Genomic DNA, 18685 nt, shown 5'->3' with positions numbered 1-18685 from the left:
AGCAGCGAAGCCTTGCATTGTACACCGAAATTTGAAACATTCCGGCGTCTCGTTGAAGACTTCACTTAGCAGCACTGCAAGGCAGTGCTGCTAAGCAAGGGAGCGAACTGTAGCAGGCTTTGATCGCCCTGCTGGCAACAGGCTCAGCTTTTTTGCGCAATGGCCGCTTCCAGCGCATCCACAAAGAGCGCAGCGACATCACAGCCCATCTGGTCGGCGATCTCCTGGAAGCAGGTGGGGCTGGTGACATTGATCTCGGTGACGCTGTCGCCGATCACGTCGACGCCCACCAGCAGCAGGCCCCTCTCCACCAGCACCGGCCCCAGGATGTCGGCGATCTGGCGGTCCCGTGCGGTCAACGGACGGGCCACGCCCTTGCCGCCGGCCGCCAGGTTGCCACGCACCTCGTTGCCTTGGGGGATGCGGGCCAGGCAGTACGGCACCGGCTTGCCGCCGATGATCAGCACCCGCTTGTCCCCGTCGGCAATGGCGGGCAGGAAGCGCTGCACCATCACGCTGGTAGCGCCCTGGTGGTTCAGCGTCTCGATGATGCTGCCCAGATTCATGCCGTCCTTGCCGACACGGAAGATGCCCATGCCACCCATGCCATCCAGCGGCTTCAGGATGATGTCGCCATGCTCGGCATGGAAGGCGCGGATCTGGGCCGGATCGCGGGTCACCAGCGTGGGGCCCAGCAGCTGCGGGAACTCCATGATGGAGAGCTTTTCCGGGTGGTCCCGCAGTGCGGAGGGCTTGTTGAAGACCTTGGCGCCTTCCCGCTCGGCCTGGCTGAGCATGTGGGTGGCGTAGAAGAACTCGCTGTCGAACGGCGGATCCTTGCGCATCACGATGCCGTCAAAGTCGGCCAACACCACCACGGACTCCTGCTCCACGGTGAACCAGGCGGGCTTTTCGCCGGTCAGGCGGATCTGGCGCACCGTGGCCTGCACCTTGCCGCCGGTTTGCCAGGAAACATGCTGCGGTTCGCAGGCATAGATCACATGGCCACGGGACTGGGCCTCACGCATCATGACGAAGGTGGTGTCCTTCTTGATGTTGAAGGACTCCAGCGGATCGGCGATGAACAGCAGTTTCATGGGTATGCGGGCCTGGCCGGCCCGTGGTCAGCGATGAAAAAAGCAGCAGCCTCAGCTGCCACGACGCCCATACTTTTGCACAAACAGCGCCACCACGCCGGCAGCCACACCCCAAAACGCTGAACCCACTCCGGCTATCACCACGCCACTGAGGGTTACGAGGAAGGTGATCAGTGCCGCTTCACGGTGGGTTTCGTCCCGCAGCGCACCGGCCAGCCCGCCGCCGATGCTGCCCAGCAGCGCCAACCCGGCAATGGCCAGCACCAGCTCCTGCGGGAAGGCGATCAGCAGACCGGTGACCACGGCACCAAAGATGCCAATGACCATGTACATGGCGCCGCAGACCACGGCTGCGGTGTAGCGCTTGTCCTTGTCCTCGTGCGCCTCCGGCCCCATGCAGATGGCGGCCGTGATGGCCGAAAAATTCAGCGCATAGCCGCCGAACGGCGCCAGCAGCAGACTGGCGATGCCGGTCATGCTGACCAGGCGCGAGACCGGCAGCTCATAGCCCGTGGCACGGATTACCGCCACGCCCGGCATGTTCTGCGAGGCCATGGTGACGACAAACAGCGGCAGCGCCAGGCTGACAAAGGCCTGCCAGGTGAATTGCGGTGCAGTGAACACCGGCAGCGCCAGCTCCCACTGCACACGGGACCATTCCATCTTGCCGCTGGCGGCCGCCCAGGCCACCCCCACCAGCAGCGTCAGCACCACGGCATAACGGGGCAGCAAGCGCCGCCCCAGCAGGTAGGCCGCCAGCATGGCCAGCACCATGCCCAGTGCGGTTTGTGCGGCACCAAAGGCCTGCAGGCCAAACCGGGCCAACACCCCGGCCAGCAGCGCAGAAGCAATTTCCATGGGGATGCGGTCCATCAGCTTTTCAAACCAGCCGGTCACGCCGCACAGGGTGATCAGCGCTGCGCACACCAGAAAGGCCCCCACGGCCTCGGGCATGGTGAAGCTGCCCGCCATGCCTGCCGAGGCCAGCACGGCCGCCCCTGGTGTGGACCAGGCCACCATCACCGGCTTGCGCAGCCACAGCGAAGGCACCAGGCAGCACAGGCCCACGCCCAGGCCCAGCGCCCACATCCAGGAGGTGATTTGCGCCGGCGTGGCGCCAAAGGCCTGGGCCGCCTGGAACACCAGCGCCACAGAGCTGGTGAAGCCCACCAGCACGGCCACGAAACCTGCCGTGAAGGCAGACAAGCTCAGATCACGAAAGAAGCGCATGGCCGCAGATTCTGGCACCCGCCGGGCCGCCAGGCTGACACCTGTGCGGCCTGAGGGCGCAGATTCATCAAATTCCATAGCTGCTCATGCGCTTGCAGATTGCATGAGCAGCCGACGGGCTTGTGACAGCTTTTTTTCGGCCTCAGATGTGGACCTTGGTTCCCAGCTCCACCACCGCATTGGCCGGCAGGTGGAAGAAGCCCGCTACGCCGCTGGCCCCGGCGTGCATCTGGGCGAACAGCTTCTCCCGCCACAGCGCCATGCGCCCCCCCATGCGGGGCACCACCACTTCCCGCGACAGGAAGTAGCTGGTGCGCATGGGATCCAGCTTCCAGCCCGGCAGCTCGGCCGAGCGCAGCGCCTCGGGCACATTGGGGTCGTTCTTGAAACCGAAGTGCAGCACCACCTGCCAGCAGCCGGCGCCCAGCGCCTGCACCTGGGCACGCTGCTCCAGGCCGATCCACGGCACCTCGTGGTGGCGCAGCACCACGAACAGGTTTTGCGTGTGCAGCACCTTGTTGTGCTTCAGGTTGTGCAGCAGCGCCGGGGGTACCAGCCCTTCCTCGCTGGTGATGAAAACGGCCGTGCCATCCACCCGCTGCAACGGGTTGCCTTGCTGCAGACTCTCCAGAAAGCTTCCCAGGTCCACGGCTTCCGCGCGGTGCTGTTCGGACAGCAAGGTGCGGCCCATGCGCCAGGTGCGCATCAGCAGGAAGACGCAGCCGGCGATCAGCAGCGGGAACCAGCCGCCGGCCGCCAGCTTGAGCGCATTGGAAGCGAAGAACAGCACATCCACCACAAAGAAGCAGCTGGTCGCCGCGACACACAGCCACAGCGGGTAGCGCCACAGGTAGCGGATGACGAAGAAGGTCAGCGTTGTGGTGATCAGCATGTCCAGCGTCACGGCCAGGCCATAGGCGGCGGCCAGGTTGTCACTGGAACGGAACATGATCACGGCCATGGCGATGGCAATGAACAGCGACCAGTTCACGAACGGCATGTAGATCTGGCCAGTGTCCTTGGTGCTGGTGTGCAGCACCGTCATGCGCGGCAGGTAGCCCAGTTGCATCACCTGCTTGGTGATGCTGAAGGCGCCGGAGATCAGCGCCTGCGAGGCGATCACCGTGGCCAGGGTGGCCAGCACCACCAGCGGCAGGGTGGCCCAGGACGGCGCCATCAGGAAGAAGGGATTGCGCACGGCCTCCGGCTGGTCCAGCAGCAGCGCGCCCTGGCCCAGGTAGTTCAGCGTCAGCGCCGGCATCACCACCGAGAACCAGGCCAGCCGGATCGGTTTCTTGCCGAAGTGGCCCAGGTCGGCATACAGCGCCTCGGCCCCGGTCACGCACAGCACCACGGCCCCCAGCAGGATGAAGGCCGTGCCCGGCTGCGCCCGCACAAACTGCAGCGCATGCGTGGGCCACAGGGCACTCAGAATTTCGGGGTGGTGCACGATCTGGCCCAGGCCCAGCGCCGCCAGCACGCCAAACCACAGCAGCGTGATGGGGCCGAACCAGCGGCCGATGCTGGCCGTGCCGCGCTTTTGCAGCGTGAACAGCACCAGCAGCACCGCCAGTGTCAGCGGAATCACCACCGGGTGCAGACCGGGCGCCACCACCTCCAGGCCTTCCACGGCCGACAGCACCGAGATTGCGGGGGTGATCACCCCGTCGCCATAGAACAGGCTGGCGCCAAACAGGCCCACGGCCATCAGCACCGCATGCAGGCGCGGCTTGTCCTGCACCGCCTCGGACGCCAGGGCCAGCATGGCCACCAGACCGCCTTCGCCGCGGTTGTCGGCGCGCAGTACCAGCACCACGTACTTGAGGGAGACGATGACGGTCAAGGTCCAGAACAGCAGCGACAGCACGCCGTAGACATTGGCCGGGGTGTAGGCCACATGGCCGCTGCGGAAGACTTCTTTGACGGCATACAGCACGCTGGTGCCGATGTCGCCATAAACCACCCCAATGGCCCCCAGCGTCAGCGCGGCCAATGAAGATCGGGATGAGGTGTGCTGCATCCAATGCAAACCGGGCCCCACGGGCCCGATCCTATCTGTGGAAATGCCGCCATTGTGCGCGAGGTGCTGACAGTCTGCCAGCCACCCCATGGCGCCGTTCGATCAGCGAACAGCGGCGGCGCGCCCCGGCGGTCAGTCGTAGATTTCGGCGTCCGGGTTGGTGGCTTCCAGCTCGTAGCTGGCAGCCAGCATGGCCAAGCGGGCGATCACGCCGTACATGTAGAAGCGGTTGGGTGCGCTGGCGCCGGCGCGGGCACCGATCTGCGGCAGCTGGGTGCTCTGCGGCGGGAAAGCCAGCGGCACAAAGCCCGAACCGGGGGCATTCAGGTTCTCGTCGATGCCGCGCTCCGGGTGCATGCGGTAGAAGCCGCCCACCACGTAGCGGTCCATCATGTAGACCACGGGCTCGGCCACGGCATTGTTCATACGCTCGTAGGTCAGCACGCCTTCCTGCACCAGCACATCGTGCACCGGCTGGCCGTCCTTGATGACGCCCATCTTGTTGCGGGTGCGCTTGTCCTTCAGGGCTTCCAGCTCCTTGGCGTCGCGTACGGTCATCACGCCCATGCCGTAGGTGCCGTTGTCGGCCTTGACCACGACGAAGGGCTTTTCCTTGATCCCGTACTCCTTGTACTTGCGGCGCACCTTGGTGATGGTGGCATCCACCTGCACCGCCAGCTGGTCCAGGCCTGTGCCCTCGACAAAGTCGATGTTCTCGCATTTGCTGAACACCGGATTGATCAGCCAGGGGTCGATCCCCAGCAGCTTGCCAAAGCGCTTGGAGACTTCTTCGTAGCTCTGGAAGTGGCGGCTCTTGCGGCGCACGCTCCAGCCTGCATGCAGCGGTGGCATCAGGAACTGCTCGTACAGCTCTTCCAGGATGCCCGGCGCGCCGGCCGACAGGTCGTTGTTCAGCAGGATGGTGCAGGGGTCGAAATTCTTCAGCCCCAGGCGGCGCTTGGTGCGCAGTGCCGGCTCCAGCGTGATGGTGTCGCCGTGGGGGAGCTTGATTTCGGTGAGCTTCTTGATGTCGGGGCTGACCGAGCCGATGCGCACGTTCAGACCCGCCATGCGGAAAATGCGTTGCAACTGCAGAATGTTGCTCAGATACGACGGATTCTTCTGCTGATTTTCCGGAATGATCAACAGATTGCGCGCTTCCGGACAAATTTTCTCGATCGCGGCCATCGCTGCCTGCACGGCCAAGGGCAGCATTTCGTCGGTCAGATTGTTCCAGCCACCGGGGAACAGGTTGGTGTCCACCGGCGCCAGCTTGAAGCCCGCATTGCGGATGTCCACCGAGCAATAGAACGGCGGCGTGTGCTCCATCCACTCGAGGCGGAACCAGCGCTCGATGGCTGGCATGGAGTCGATGATGCGCTGCTCGAGCTCGTTGATCGGGCCGGTCAAAGCTGTGATGAGATGTGGAACCATGAAACCCTCAAGAGACGGTAGTGACCCAGATTTTAGGGACTTGCGAAACGAATAGGGGTAAACCCTCAACCTTTGCCACAACCAAGTACGTACTCACCTTCTCCAGAAAGAAGGTGTTAGCAGCGCCAGAAAACTCAGAATTTCCAGCCGCCCCAGCAGCATGCCCAGGGTGCAGACCCAGACCTGGAAGTCATTGAGCACCGCATAGGTGGACGAGGGCCCAATGCTACCGAGTCCCGGGCCCGTGCAGTGCACACTGGCGACCACGGCGGAAAATGCAGTGATCGGATCCAGATCGCTGAGCATCAGCAGCATGCTGAGCACAATGATGGTGCCGCCATACACCAGCATAAAGGCCAGCACCGAAAAAATCATGCGGTGGTCCACCACGCTGCGCCCCAGCAACACTGGCTGGACGGCACGCGGGTGCACCAGGCGCGTCAGCTCCAGCCGCGCCTGCTTCACCAGAATCAGCATCCGCACCATCTTGATGCCGCCGCCGGTCGAGCCGGCACTGGTGGCTACCCCGGACAGGAACAGCATGAACACCGGGGCGAACACCGGCCAGGTCAGATAGTCGGCCGTGGCAAAGCCGGTGGTGGTGGCCACCGACACCGTGTTGAACACCCCGTAGCGCAGCGCATCCACCGGACCATACACGCCCTTGAGCCACAGCAGCAGTGCCACCAGCAGCCCGCTGCCCAGCAGCACACCAAGGGTGGCACGCATTTCCGGGTCCTGCCAAAAGCCGCGCCAGTGCCCTTTGCGCAGGGCCACGAAGTACAGCGCGAAATTGCAGCTGGCCATCAGCATGAACACCAGCGCGATGCCTTCGATCACCGGCGAGTTGTAAAAACCCAGGCTCGCATCGTGCGAGGACAGCCCGCCCAGGCTGACCGTGGTAAACATGTGCATCACCGCATCCAGCGGCGTCATGCCCGCCAGCCAGAAGGCCAACGCGCAGCTGATGGAGAACACGGCATACACGCCCCACAGCCCTTTGGCCGTCCCTGTGATGCGCGGCGTGAGCTTGGTGTCCTTGACCGGCCCCGCGGCCTCGGCACGGAACAGCTGGCTCCCCCCCACGCCCAGCAACGGCAGGATGGCCACGGCCAGAATCAGAATCCCCATGCCGCCCAGCCATTGCAGAAACGTGCGCCAGATGTTCAGGGACACGGGCAGCGCATCCAGCCCGGACAGGACGGTGGCACCCGACGTGGTCAACCCGGATACGGCCTCGAAATAGGCATGGGTGAAGGACAGCGACCGCCCCAGCTCCGCATAGGCCAGCTGCAGCGGCACGCTGGCGCACAGTGGTAGAAAGACCCAGACCAAAGTCACCAGAATCACGCCATGGCGCGGCTGCAGCTCTCTGCGGTAACGCTCCATGCAGGCCCACAGCAGGGCGCCGGCCAGCACCGTGCCGCCCAGCGACCACAGCCAGACCAGCCACATGCCATCGTGCAGAAACCAGGACACTGCCAGCGGCAGCCCCATGGACAGGCCGAACATCACCATCAAAGCGCCCAGCAGGCGCAGAACGGGTAACAGGTCACGCATGGCGGCCTCGGTCCGATCAGAAGAAGGTGGCGCTCACGCGGAACAACTTCTCCACGTCTTGCACCAGGCGCTTGTTGGGCAGGAAGAAGACCACGTGGTCATTGCTCTCGATCACCGTGTGGCTGCGCGGAATGATGACCTGGGGCTCGCCCGCCACGGTCTCGGACGGGTCCGCGGCATGTTCGCCCTGCTCCGGCAGGCCGCGCACGATCAGGCCGATGTGCACCTCCGGCGGCAGCTTCAGCTCCTCCACCCGGCGGCCCACCACGCGCGAGCTCTTGCGGTCGCCGCGGGCCACAATCTCCAGCGCCTCGGCCACCCCCCGGCGCAGGCTGTGCACGGCCTGCACATCGCCCCGGCGCACGTGGGCCAGCAGCTCGCCCAGCATGGCCTGTGCGGGGGACAGTGCAATATCGATCTGCGTGCCGTGCATCAGATCCGCATAGGTGCGGCGGTTGATCAGCGCCAGCACCCGCGTGGCCCCCAACCGCTTGGCCAGCAGACAGGCCATGATGTTGTTTTCATCGTCGTTGGTCAGCGCCAGGAACAGGTCCACATCTTCGATGCTTTCATCGTCGAGCAGATCCTCGTCGGTGGCATCCCCCTGCAGCACCAGCACGTCCTCGGGCAGCGATGCGGCCAGCTCCATGCAGCGCTGGGGGTTCATTTCGAGGATCTTGATGTGAAAGCGTCCTGGCTCCTGGGCCAGCTGCGCCGCCAGCCGCTGGCTAACGCGCCCGCCGCCGGCCATCATGATGCGCCGCACCGGCCGCGCCGGCTGGCCGGCGGGGCGGTGCATGGCCGCCAGGATTTCCGGCAGATTTTCCTTGGCTGACAGTATGAAGACTTCATCACCCGGCTCGATCAGCGTGCTGCCATCGCAGCGCACAAAGCGATCGGGTTCGTCGGCAAAGCGCCGGTAGATGGCCACGATGCGCAGCCCCATCTCGGGGTTGTGCAGCCGCAGCTCGCCAATGCGCAGACCCACGGCCGCAGCCCCCATGCGTGCCCGCACCGATGCCAGACAGGCACGGCCGCCGGCAAATTCGCGCACCTGCAGCGCCTCCGGGTATTCGGTGAGCTTGCCGATGTAGCGGGTCAGCGAGGCTTCGGGGCAGATGATGGCGTCCGCGCCCAGCCCGTCCTTGCCCAGCACCACATCGTCGGCGCCAAAGCTGGACGAGCGCACCCGCGCAATGCGGGTGGGGATGTTGAACAGCAACTGCCCCAGCTTGCAGCACACCAGATTGGTCTCATCCAGCGCGGCGCAGGCAATCAGGAGGTCGGTGTCGGCCGCACCGGCCTCGGCCAGCACCTGCGGGTCGATGCCGCTGCCCACCACGCCGCGCAGGTCGAACCGACCTTCCAGATCGCGCAGCCGCGCGGCATCCGTGTCGATCACGGTGATGTCGTTGCGCTCCGAGACCAGGCTTTCGGCCACGCTGTACCCCACGCGGCCGGCTCCCAGGATGATGATTTTCATGCTGCGCTGTTGATGGTTGTGACGGTGTGTGCCAGGCCGCCCCGGCACGGGAGGCGACTTTAGCCGCGCACCTGGCCTTCGCCCAGCACGATGTATTTGAGCGAGGTCAGGCCTTCGATGCCCACCGGCCCACGCGCATGGAACTTGTCGGTGCTGATGCCGATTTCGGCACCCAGCCCGTACTCGAACCCGTCGGCAAAGCGCGTGCTGGCATTGACCATCACGCTGGCGGAATCCACCTCGCGCAGGAACTGCTGGGCGTGCATATGGTCGCGCGTCAGAATGGCTTCGGTGTGACCGCTGGAGTAGCGGTTGATGTGGGCAATGGCCTCGTCCACACCGGCCACCACCTTCACGCTGATGATGGGCGCCAGGTATTCCTCGCTCCAGTCCTGCTCGGTCGCCGCCACCAGCTTGGCGCCGGGCACCTGCTGCAAAATGGCCAGCGCTTCGGCATCGCCGCGCATCTCCACCCCCTTGGCCGCGTAGATGGCACCGATCTGCGGTAGAAAGTCCGCCGCCACGCCACGCGCCACCACCAGGCTTTCGCTGGCGTTGCAGGGGCTGTACTTCTGGGTCTTGGCGTTGTCGGCCACGGTCACAGCCATGGCGATGTCGCAAGGGTCGTCCACGTAGGTGTGGCAATTGCCGTCCAGGTGCTTGATGACCGGCACCTTGGCCTCGCGGCTGATGCGCTCGATCAGGCTCTTGCCGCCGCGCGGGATGATCACGTCCACATACGCGGGCATGGCGATCAGATGGCCCACGGCCTCCCGGTCGGTGGTCTGCACCAGTTGCACGGCGTTTTCCGGCAGGCCGGCTTCGAGCAGGGCCTGGGCCACCAGCCGGGCCAAAGCCTTGTTGGATTCGATCGCTTCCGAGCCGCCCCGCAAGATGCAGGCATTGCCGCTCTTGATCGACAGACTGGCCGCTTCAATGGTCACGTTCGGGCGGCTTTCGTAGATCATGCCGAACACGCCGATGGGCACGCGCATCTGGCCCACACGGATGCCGCTGGGCATCTGCTTCATGCCGATGATCTCGCCAATCACATCCGGCATGGCTGCCAGCTGTTCGCAGCCCTGGGCGCAGGTCTCCAGCACCTTGGGGGTCAGGCGCAGGCGGTCCACCATCGGGGCCGACAGGCCGTTGGCCACGGCACGCTCCAGGTCCTTGGCGTTGTCGACCTGCAGCGGCTCCACCTGCTCCCGCAGCAGACGGGCCAGGGCCAGCAAGGCCTTGTTTTTCACAGCAGCGTTCGCCCGTGCCATCTGGGCGGAAGCCACTTTTGCTTGCAGACCCAGGGTCTGCATGGTTTCGGCAATATTCAGCGCGTTCATGCCCCGATTCTCGCCGAGTTGCCTGCCCAGGGGGTGGAATGCACCGCCATGCCCTGGGAGCGCAGTGCAGGACCTACACTGGGGCGACCATTGACCCTGCCTTTGCGGCGCCTGCCATGCACCCTGCTATCCCCGACACCCTTCTGGCTGCCCAGCAACTGGCGCAGCTGCGCACCGGCTTTGCCCAGCTGGCGCAGCAACAGCTGTCCGCCGCGGCACTGGGTGCCCAGGCCCGCGCCAGCGGTGCCCTGCTGACCACACTGCCCCCGCGCTATGCAGAGGTACTGCTGAACCTGCTGGACCGGCTGGAGGCCAGCGCACTGTTTTCCGAGGAAAGCTGCTCCTTCAGCCAGAAAGATCTGTTCGCCACGCTGGAACAATGGGCCGACAAGGCCCAGGCACGGCTGGCAGCGGGGACCTGAGCCAGCGCCTGCAGCTTCTGCGCCGACACCCTGGACCCGGGCCGCCGCCTTACGCGCACCGGAGGCAGCGCGCCGTCAACGGGCCGCCGAGCGCTGTCCTTGCGCGGTCTGCACCAGGTCCATCGCCAGCCTGCGCAGCGCCTGCCAGCCATCCTGCGGCCAACCGGGTGCCGGCAGGCCTTTGATGATGCCGTCCACCACATGGGCGGAATGCAGCAGCCGGCCAGCGGCAGCATCGCTCAGGCGCGGCAGGATACGCTCGAACAGGCGCTCCTTCACGCCCCAGATGCGCTGCGCCCGCAGTGCCATCGGCAGCGGCTGGCCGTTTGCCATGGCATCGCGCACGCGCTTGAGGGCCCGGATATCTTCGGCCAGCGTCCAGTGCACCAGCACCTCGGCCGCGCCTTCGGCCTGCAGACCGTCGAGCATGCGGACCACGCGCGCCAGCTGACCGGAGAGCACCGCTTCGGACAGTTTGAAGACGTCGTAGCGCGCCACATTCAGCACCGCCTGTTCGACCTGGGCCAGGCTCAGTTCCCCCTGGGGGTAGAGCAGGCCCAGCTTCTGGATCTCCTGGTGGGCCGCCAGCAGATTGCCTTCCACCCGGTCGGCAAAGAACTGCAGCGTGCGCTGCCCTTCCTCGCCCGACACCACGCGCTGGCCCTGCTGGGCCAGGCGCTGGGCAATCCACGGCGGCAGCGTGCCCCGTTCGATGGTGTCGATCTGCACCGTCACCCCATGGGCTTCCAGTGCGGCAAACCAGGCGCCGCTCTTGGTCTGCTTGTCCAGTCGCGGCAAGGTGACGATGGTCAGGGTGTTGTCATCCTGCGCCGCCTGGGCGGCCAGCTGCTGGATGGCAGCGCTGCCGTCCTTGCCCGGCTTGCCGGACGGGATGCGGATTTCCACCATCTGCTTGTCGGCAAACAGGCTCAGCGAACCGCCTGCCGCCAGGACCGCACTCCAGTCGAAATGCGCGCCCGCCACGGTGTGGACGCTGCGTTCGGTATGCCCCTGCGCGCGGGCAACCGCCCGGATCGCATCGGCCGCCTCCTGCTGCTGCAGCGGCTCGTCCCCGTGCAGGGTATAGAGCGGACGCAGCCCTTTTTGCAGGTGCGCCCCCAGCTGGTTGAACGCCAGTTGCATGGACCGCCGATCAGGATGCTGCCGTCGGCTGGGCCGAGGACAGACGCCGCATCACCTGCTGCACCAGGTCGGACTGCATGGTTTTGTACAGGACGGCGGCTTCCTGCTCCTTGGCCAGCGCCAGGTTTTCGTCGTAGCTCAGGTCGCGCTCCAGCTCCAGCTCGGTGGGCGGAATCCACTCCACACCATCTGCACCGGTCAGACTGAACGTCATGCGGTAGCGCAGCGTCAGCTCGCGCACCTGGCCGGCCGCGTTCTTGCTGATGATGATGCGGTCATTGCGTTCACCCAGCAGTTTCCAGACCACCTGGGCCTCGTCCGGGCGCCGCGGTGCCCGCAGCACCTTGAGCTTGTCTCCGGCCGTGGCCAGGTTGCGTTCCAGCTCGCGTGCAAATGCCGAGCGGCCGTCCGCCTGCAGGTAGATGGAGGTGAACTGGAATTCCGGCACCCCGCGCAGGCGGAAGCCACAGGCCGACACCAGAGGTGCCAGTGCCATCAGGGAAAGCAGCGTGCGCTTGCGCATGGGGGCTCCTTCTCGCTTTGTATCGCGTCAGACGACGACGTTGACCAGACGGCCCGGCACCACGATCACCTTCTTGGGGGTCGCACCCAGGATGAACTTCTGTGCCTCCTCGTTGGCCAGGGCCACCGCTTCGATCTGCGCCTTGTCGGCGGCAGCCGGCACCAGGATGGAGCCGCGCAGCTTGCCGTTGACCTGCAGCATCAGCTCCAGTTCGTCCTGCACCAGGGCGGATGCATCCACCTGGGGCCATGCGGCGTCCAGCAGATCGCCTTGCTTGTTGACATAGCCCAGCTCGCTCCACAGCACATGGGTCAGGTGCGGGGTGGCGGGGTAGAGCACACGCAGCAAGATGCCGAAGCCTTCGATCACGGCAATCTGGCCGTCGGCGGTGTCCGTGGCCTTGAAGCTTTCCAGCGCGTTGATCATCTTCATCGCGCCCGACACCACGGTGTTGTACTGCATGCGGCTGTAGTCGTACTCCACCTGCTTGAGCACGGTGTGAATCTCCAGACGCAGTGCCTTGGCATCCTTGCCGAACTGCACCTGCGACAGATCCGTCAGGCCACTGGTGGCTTCCTGCGCGGCCGCGTAGTCCAGCTCCAGCAGCTTGTGACCGAAGTTGTAGACGCGGCGCAGGAAGCGGTAGCTGCCTTCCACGCCGGCATCGTTCCACTCCAGCGTCAGCTCGGGGGGGGCCGTGAACATGGTGTACAGGCGGGCCGTGTCGGCGCCGTACTTCTCGATCAGCTCTTGCGGATCGATACCGTTGTTCTTGGACTTGGACATGGTGCCCACGCCCTCGTAGTCGATGGCCGTGCCCGCGGGCAGCATGCCGTCGGCGCTGTCCACCGCGCTCTTGAGCTTGGCACCGATGACCTTTCCGCCTTCGTCCAGCACGTGCTCCACATCCTTGGGCCAGAAGTATTCCTTGGCGCCCTTGGCGGTGCGACGGCTGTAGATATGGTTGAGCACCATGCCTTGGGTGAGCAGCTTGGTGAAAGGCTCGTCGATCTTGAGCAGACCCAGGTCGCGCATGACCTTGGTCCAGAAGCGTGCGTACAGCAAGTGCAGGATGGCGTGCTCCACACCACCGATGTACTGGTCCATGGGCATCCAGTAGTCGGCACCGTCGGCCACCATCTGCTCGCTGTTCTTCGCGTCGCAATAGCGCATGAAGTACCACGAGCTGTCCACGAAGGTGTCCATGGTGTCGGTTTCGCGGCGAGCGGGCTTGCCGCAGCAGGGGCAGACCACGCCAGCGTGGAAGGCTTCGCTCTTGACCAGCGGGTTGCCGGAACCATCGGGCACCAGATCCTGCGGCAGCACCACAGGCAGGTCTTTTTCCGGCACCGGCTGGGCACCGCAGTCTGCGCAGTGGATGATGGGGATGGGGGTGCCCCAGTAACGCTGGCGGCTGATGCCCCAGTCGCGCAGACGCCAGGTGGTCTTGAGTTCGCCCAGGCCCTTGTCGGCTAGCACCTTGGCCACGGCCTGCACGCCATCCTGGTGGTTCAGGCCATCGAATGCGCCGGAATGGATGAGGACGCCACGTTCCTTGTCGCCGTACCAGTCGTGCCAGGTCTTGCTGTCGTACGCGTCCTGGCCCGCCACGGTCACAACCTGCTGGATGGGTAAGTTGTACTTGTTGGCAAAGGCGAAATCCCGCTCGTCATGGGCAGGCACGCCCATCACGGCGCCGTCGCCATAGCTCATCAGCACATAGTTGCCGATCCACACCTCGACTTGCGCGCCGGTGATGGGGTGGGTGACGAACAGGCCGGTGGGCTTGCCTTCCTTTTCCTTGACGGCCAGCTCCGCCTCGGTCGTGCCACCCTTCTTGCATTCTTCGATGAAGGCAGCCAGTTCGGGCTTGGACGCGGCGGCATGCTGGGCCAGCGGGTGTTCGGGCGCCACCGCGCAGAAGGTCACGCCCATGACGGTGTCGGCACGGGTGGTGAAGACGAACATCTTGCCGTCCTGGATCAGTTGGCCGTCAGCCCCCTGGATGGTGTGGGTGAACGCAAAGCGCACACCGGCCGACTTGCCGATCCAGTTTTCCTGCATCAGGCGCACCTTGTCGGGCCATCCGGTCAGGGTGGCCTTGTCGTTGCCCATCTGCACATGGTCCAGCAGCTCTTGCGCGTAGTTGGTGATGGCCAGGTAGTAGCCCGGGATCTCGCGCTTTTCCACCAGCGCGCCGGTGCGCCAGCCGCGGCCGTCGATCACCTGCTCATTGGCCAGCACGGTCTGGTCCACCGGGTCCCAGTTCACGGTCTGGGTCTTGCGGTAGGCCACGCCCTTTTCCAGCATCTTCAGGAACAACCACTGGTTCCACTTGTAGTAGTCGGGGTCGCAGGTGGCGATCTCGCGGCTCCAGTCGATGGCCAGCCCCATGGCCTGCATCTGCTTTTTCATGTACGCGATGTTCTCGTACGTCCACTTGGCAGGCGGCACCTTGTTCTTCAGCGCAGCGTTCTCGGCAGGCAGACCGAATGCATCCCAGCCCATGGGCATCAAAACGTTGTAGCCCTTCATGCGCAGCTGGCGCGAGAGCATGTCGTTGATGGTGTAGTTGCGCACGTGGCCCATGTGCAGCTTGCCGCTGGGGTAGGGCAGCATGGAGCAGGCGTAGTACTTGGGCTTGCTGTCGTCTTCTGTGACGCGGTAGGCGTCCTGTGCGGTCCAATGGGCGTGCGCGGCGCGCTCCACCTCGATGTGGTTGTATTTGTCTTGCATGGAACTGGGGGTTGGTGCTGCAGTCACAATACTGCCTTCGCCCGGATTTTAGGCTGTGGGCGCATCCCCCTTGCTGCACTGGGCGACAGGCCCTGCCGCCGGCACTGCCCGGCACCGCGCCCCTCCCCCCGTTTTTGACCCTGCAGGCCCCGCCATCACCGGCCCCGGGCCGATTCTGGCTTTTCGTGACCTTGACCGATTTTTCCTTTTACACCGAGCTCGCACCGCGCTACCAGGCTGCGGTGGGCCTGTGCCTGCTGGCCGTGCTGGCCTTCGCCCTGCGCCTGGTGATCCAGGGCGTGCTGCTGCATTTTGTGCGCCTGTGGCGCAAGACCCTGCCCGCCACCAGCTGGACCCAGATCCTGCTGCACGACCACGTGCTGGTCCGGCTGGCCAAGATCGTCCCTTCGGTGGTGATCCAGATCGGCATCGATGCGGTGACGCAGTTGCCCGCCCCGCTCGGCCAGACCATCGGCAACTTCGCCACCGCCTTCACGGTCTACCACCTGGTGCGCGCCGTGGCGGAGCTGCTCAACGAAATCAACGCCGCCCACGACCGGCATGACGGCCCCAAGGCCACGCACACCCACTCCATCAAAAGCTATGTGCAGCTGGGCAAGCTGGTGGCCTACATCATCGGCGCGCTCCTGATTGCGGCCGCCATCCTGAACCGCTCGCCACTGCTGCTGCTGTCCGGCCTGGGCGCCATGTCGGCCGTGTTGATGCTGGTGTTCAAGGACACCATCATGTCCTTTGTGGCGGGCGTGCAGATCGGCACCAACGACATGCTGCGCGTAGGTGACTGGATCGAGATGCCCCAGGTGGGTGCCGACGGCTTCGTGGTGGACATTGCACTGAACACCGTCAAGGTGCAGAACTTCGACAAGACCATCACTACCATCCCCACCTGGAAGCTGATGAGCGACAGCTTCAAGAACTGGCGCGGCATGGCCAATTCGGGGGCGCGCCGCATCATGCGCGCCCTGCCCCTTGACGCCAGCACCGTGCACCTGCTGACCCCGTCGGAGCGCAGCCAGCTGGAGCACATCCCGCTGCTGCAGGACTACTGGCATGCCGAACGCGGCCTGTTGCCCATTCCCAGCGGCATGGAGACCAGCCTGCCACTGGCCCCGGTGCCCCCCGACCAGGTGACCAATCTGGCTGCCTTCAAAGCCTATGCCTATGCCTACCTGGTGGCCCATCCCGGCATTGCCAAAGGCCCGGGCATGTTCTTGCTGGCCCGCACGCTGGAGCCGACCCCCACCGGCCTGCCGCTGCAGCTGTACTGTTACACCGCCACCACCGTGTGGCTGGAGTACGAAACCATCCAGGGCGCCATCTTTGACCACCTGATCGGCATGCTGCCGCAGTTCGGCCTGCAGCTGTACCAACGCTCTTCGGACTTCGGCAGCCGCCAGCTGGCCAGTGCGCTCAACGCGCACTGAGCGGAGCCGGAGCACCGCGCACGCTGCGTTCCGGGCGGTCTACGGCGCCGCAGCCGGTACCGGTTGCGCCACAAAGCCGATGCGGCCCAGCCCTGCCGCGTGGGCCCAGCCCATGACCTGCACCACGCGGCCATAAGGCACGGCAGTGTCGGCTTTCAGCTGCAGCTCGGCCTGCGGGTCCTGGGCGGCGAGGGCGGCCAGCCGCTGGCGTACGGCCGCCTCATCCACCGCCTCCGCGCCGATGTGCAGCGCGCCCTGGGCGTCCAGCTCCAGCGCCAGCGACGGGGTCTGCGCTGGCGGTGCGGCCTTCACCCCCTCAGCCTGGGGCAGCTGCACCCGCAATGTGGCCGCCAGAATGGGGGCAGCCAGAATGAAGATCACCACCAGCACCAGCATCACATCCACCAGCGGCGTGACATTGATGCCGGCCACCGGCTGTGCCTGGGTACGGGAAGCAAAGCGTCCGAATGCCATGGCCGCCCTTCAGTGCGCCCGGCGGCGCTGCCCGCACGCACCCGCCGTTCGGGCTGTCGTTCTCCTGCCCACCTCACACCACGCTGCGCAGGCCGGGGAAAGGAGCCGCAGGCCGTTCACAAAGGCGCTCATCGCCTGTCCGCAAAATGCGCATGCAAATCGTGGGCAAAGCCGTCCAGTGCTTCGTCCAGCAGGGCGATGCTGCGGCCAAACAGGTTGTAGGCCAGCGCGGCAGGGATGGCCACCGCCAGACCGGCCGCGGTCATCACCAGTGCCTCGCCCACCGGCCCGGCCAACTGGTCCAGCGACACCTGCTGCACGCCGGTCAGTGCCGCCAGCGCATGGTGAATGCCCCAGACCGTGCCCAACAGGCCCACAAAGGGCGCCAGCGCGCTGATAGAAGCCAGCATGGTCTGGCCCCATTGCAGACGCGCCCCCACCTGCTGCAACGCGACACGCAGATGGCGCATCAGCCGGTCCCCCTGCGCGGACTGGCCCGCCAGGGTAGCCTCTGCCGATGCTTCGGTCCGTGCCGTCTGCACCGCCTGCACCAGGGGCAGCAGCCAGGGTCCCTGCTTTTCCAGCAGCCCCCGGGCAAAGGGCAGATCGGCAGCCTGCCAGAACGCATCCATGGCTTGCGGTGCCTGGCGACGGCGGCGCACCAGCCCCACCAGCTGCACCAGAATCACCACCCAGCTGGCCACGGACATGGCCAGCAGCAGCACCGCCGTGCCCCGGGTGACCGCGTCACCTTGCGCCAGCCATTGCCAACGTGCGTCCATAAGCAGCTCCTGGAAGAGTGAAGGTGGGGCCTGGGTGCTTAGCGCAGGCTGAGCACGTCGAACATGTCGAACTGGCCGCTGGTCTTGCCGGCCAGAAAACGTGCTGCACGCAGGCTGCCCTGGGCATAGCCGGCGCGGCTACTGGACTTGTGCGAGATTTCCACGCGCTCGCCCGTGCCGGCAAACAGCACGGTGTGGTCGCCCACGATGTCGCCGCCGCGCACCGTGGCAAAGCCGATGGTGTCGGGCTTGCGCTCGCCGGTGTGGCCAAAGCGCTCGTACACGGCGCGGTCGGCCAGCAGTGTGCCCTGGGCTTCGGCAATCACCTCGCCCATTTTCAGCGCGGTGCCGGAAGGTGCATCTACCTTGTGCTTGTGGTGGGCTTCGATGATTTCGATGTCATAGCCACCTTCCTGCAGGGCCTTGGCCGCCATTTCCAGCAGCTTGAACGTGACATTGACGCCCACACTCATGTTCGGCGACAAAATGACCGCCGTCTTCTGGGCATGGACGGCGATTTCGGCCTTCTGCGCATCGCTGAAGCCGGTGGTGCCGATCACCAGCTTCACTCCCAGCTCGGCGGCCACGGCCAGGTGGGCCAGCGTGCCTTCGGGGCGGGTGAAGTCGATCAGCACATCGGCCTTGGCCAGAGCGGTGCGCACATCGCTCTCGATCAGCACGCCGGTGGCCTTGCCCAGAAAGGCGGCTGCGTCCTGGCCCAGGCTGGGGCTGCCGGGCTGGTCGAGTGCGGCGGCCAACTGGCAGTCACCGCTGGCCAGCACGGCCTCGATCAGCATATGGCCCATGCGGCCGGATGCGCCGGCAATGGCCACGCGCAGCGAAGAAGGGGAAGAAGCGGTCATGGTGAAACAGCGGGATTCAGGGCGGGGCCGCGTACGGCCCGGGGTTCCTATGGCAAAAAGGGTCGCTGGTGCGCATGGCTGCGCGGCGACCCTTTTCAATTCATGGCACGGCAGTGCCGGGGACAGCGGTGGC

15 protein-coding genes are annotated in these 18685 nt (G+C 65.4%); 2 read left to right on the top strand and 13 right to left on the bottom strand.

Annotated features, from left to right (window positions below):
- Window positions 1–143: 143 nt before the first annotated feature.
- The 7 genes from gshB to B3349_RS04075 form a co-directional block, all read right to left on the bottom strand.
- Window positions 144–1097, bottom strand: a complete 954-nt coding sequence (gshB, locus tag B3349_RS04105; protein ID WP_291586619.1) for a glutathione synthase — start codon at window positions 1095–1097, stop codon at window positions 144–146.
- A 51-nt stretch (window positions 1098–1148) separates the two neighbouring features.
- Window positions 1149–2327: a benzoate/H(+) symporter BenE family transporter gene (locus B3349_RS04100; protein WP_280013711.1), complete on the bottom strand. Its 1179-nt coding sequence runs from the start codon at window positions 2325–2327 to the stop codon at window positions 1149–1151.
- A 142-nt stretch (window positions 2328–2469) separates the two neighbouring features.
- A complete protein-coding gene (locus B3349_RS04095; protein ID WP_291586617.1) occupies window positions 2470–4347 on the bottom strand; it encodes a potassium transporter Kup in 1878 nt (625 codons plus the stop codon).
- 132 nt (window positions 4348–4479) lie between these two features.
- Window positions 4480–5781 carry a glutamate--cysteine ligase gene (gene gshA, locus B3349_RS04090; RefSeq protein ID WP_291586616.1) on the bottom strand — a complete coding sequence of 434 codons (1302 nt, stop codon included), beginning with the start codon at window positions 5779–5781 and terminating at the stop codon, window positions 4480–4482.
- 93 nt (window positions 5782–5874) lie between these two features.
- A complete protein-coding gene (locus B3349_RS04085) occupies window positions 5875–7341 on the bottom strand; it encodes a TrkH family potassium uptake protein (RefSeq protein ID WP_291586615.1) in 1467 nt (488 codons plus the stop codon).
- A gap of 16 nt (window positions 7342–7357) precedes the next feature.
- Entirely contained in the window at window positions 7358–8824 is a 1467-nt protein-coding gene (trkA, locus tag B3349_RS04080) for a Trk system potassium transporter TrkA (RefSeq protein WP_291586614.1), read from the bottom strand.
- A 59-nt stretch (window positions 8825–8883) separates the two neighbouring features.
- Window positions 8884–10164, bottom strand: coding sequence for a glutamate-5-semialdehyde dehydrogenase (locus B3349_RS04075; protein WP_291586613.1), 1281 nt, complete (start codon window positions 10162–10164; stop codon window positions 8884–8886).
- A 116-nt stretch (window positions 10165–10280) separates the two neighbouring features.
- On the opposite strand from B3349_RS04075, the gene B3349_RS04070 reads away from it, so the two are divergent.
- Window positions 10281–10586, top strand: a complete 306-nt coding sequence (locus B3349_RS04070; protein ID WP_291586611.1) for a hypothetical protein — start codon at window positions 10281–10283, stop codon at window positions 10584–10586.
- A 75-nt stretch (window positions 10587–10661) separates the two neighbouring features.
- On the opposite strand, the gene holA is transcribed toward B3349_RS04070, so the two are convergent.
- The 3 genes from holA to leuS are packed head-to-tail and all read right to left on the bottom strand — an operon-like array spanning window position 10662 to window position 14988.
- Complete coding sequence (holA, locus tag B3349_RS04065; protein WP_291586609.1) at window positions 10662–11729, bottom strand: DNA polymerase III subunit delta; 1068 nt, start codon at window positions 11727–11729, stop codon at window positions 10662–10664.
- 10 nt (window positions 11730–11739) lie between these two features.
- Window positions 11740–12252 (bottom strand): LPS-assembly lipoprotein LptE, encoded by a 513-nt coding sequence (locus B3349_RS04060; RefSeq protein ID WP_066537881.1) that lies wholly within the window; start codon window positions 12250–12252, stop codon window positions 11740–11742.
- A gap of 27 nt (window positions 12253–12279) precedes the next feature.
- Window positions 12280–14988 (bottom strand): leucine--tRNA ligase, encoded by a 2709-nt coding sequence (gene leuS / locus B3349_RS04055; RefSeq protein WP_291586607.1) that lies wholly within the window; start codon window positions 14986–14988, stop codon window positions 12280–12282.
- Between the two features lie 191 nt (window positions 14989–15179).
- Between leuS and B3349_RS04050 the strand changes: the two genes are divergently transcribed.
- Complete coding sequence (locus B3349_RS04050) at window positions 15180–16433, top strand: mechanosensitive ion channel family protein (RefSeq protein ID WP_414646849.1); 1254 nt, start codon at window positions 15180–15182, stop codon at window positions 16431–16433.
- A gap of 39 nt (window positions 16434–16472) precedes the next feature.
- Here B3349_RS04050 and B3349_RS04045 read toward each other — a convergent pair whose 3' ends face one another.
- From B3349_RS04045 to dapB, 3 genes are all read right to left on the bottom strand, one after another.
- Window positions 16473–16907: an ExbD/TolR family protein gene (locus B3349_RS04045; RefSeq protein ID WP_291586606.1), complete on the bottom strand. Its 435-nt coding sequence runs from the start codon at window positions 16905–16907 to the stop codon at window positions 16473–16475.
- A gap of 128 nt (window positions 16908–17035) precedes the next feature.
- Window positions 17036–17689, bottom strand: a complete 654-nt coding sequence (locus B3349_RS04040) for a MotA/TolQ/ExbB proton channel family protein (protein WP_066537897.1) — start codon at window positions 17687–17689, stop codon at window positions 17036–17038.
- Window positions 17690–17727: 38 nt separating this feature from the next.
- Window positions 17728–18552, bottom strand: coding sequence for a 4-hydroxy-tetrahydrodipicolinate reductase (gene dapB / locus B3349_RS04035; protein ID WP_291586602.1), 825 nt, complete (start codon window positions 18550–18552; stop codon window positions 17728–17730).
- Window positions 18553–18685 lie beyond the last annotated feature (133 nt).

The sequence above is a fragment of the Comamonas sp. UBA7528 genome (assembly GCF_002479375.1).
In the GTDB taxonomy this organism is placed as follows: Bacteria; Pseudomonadota; Gammaproteobacteria; order Burkholderiales; family Burkholderiaceae_C; genus Comamonas.
The sequence above is the reverse complement of the archived record's forward strand: the minus strand, read 5'-3'. Positions and strand labels throughout refer to the sequence as shown.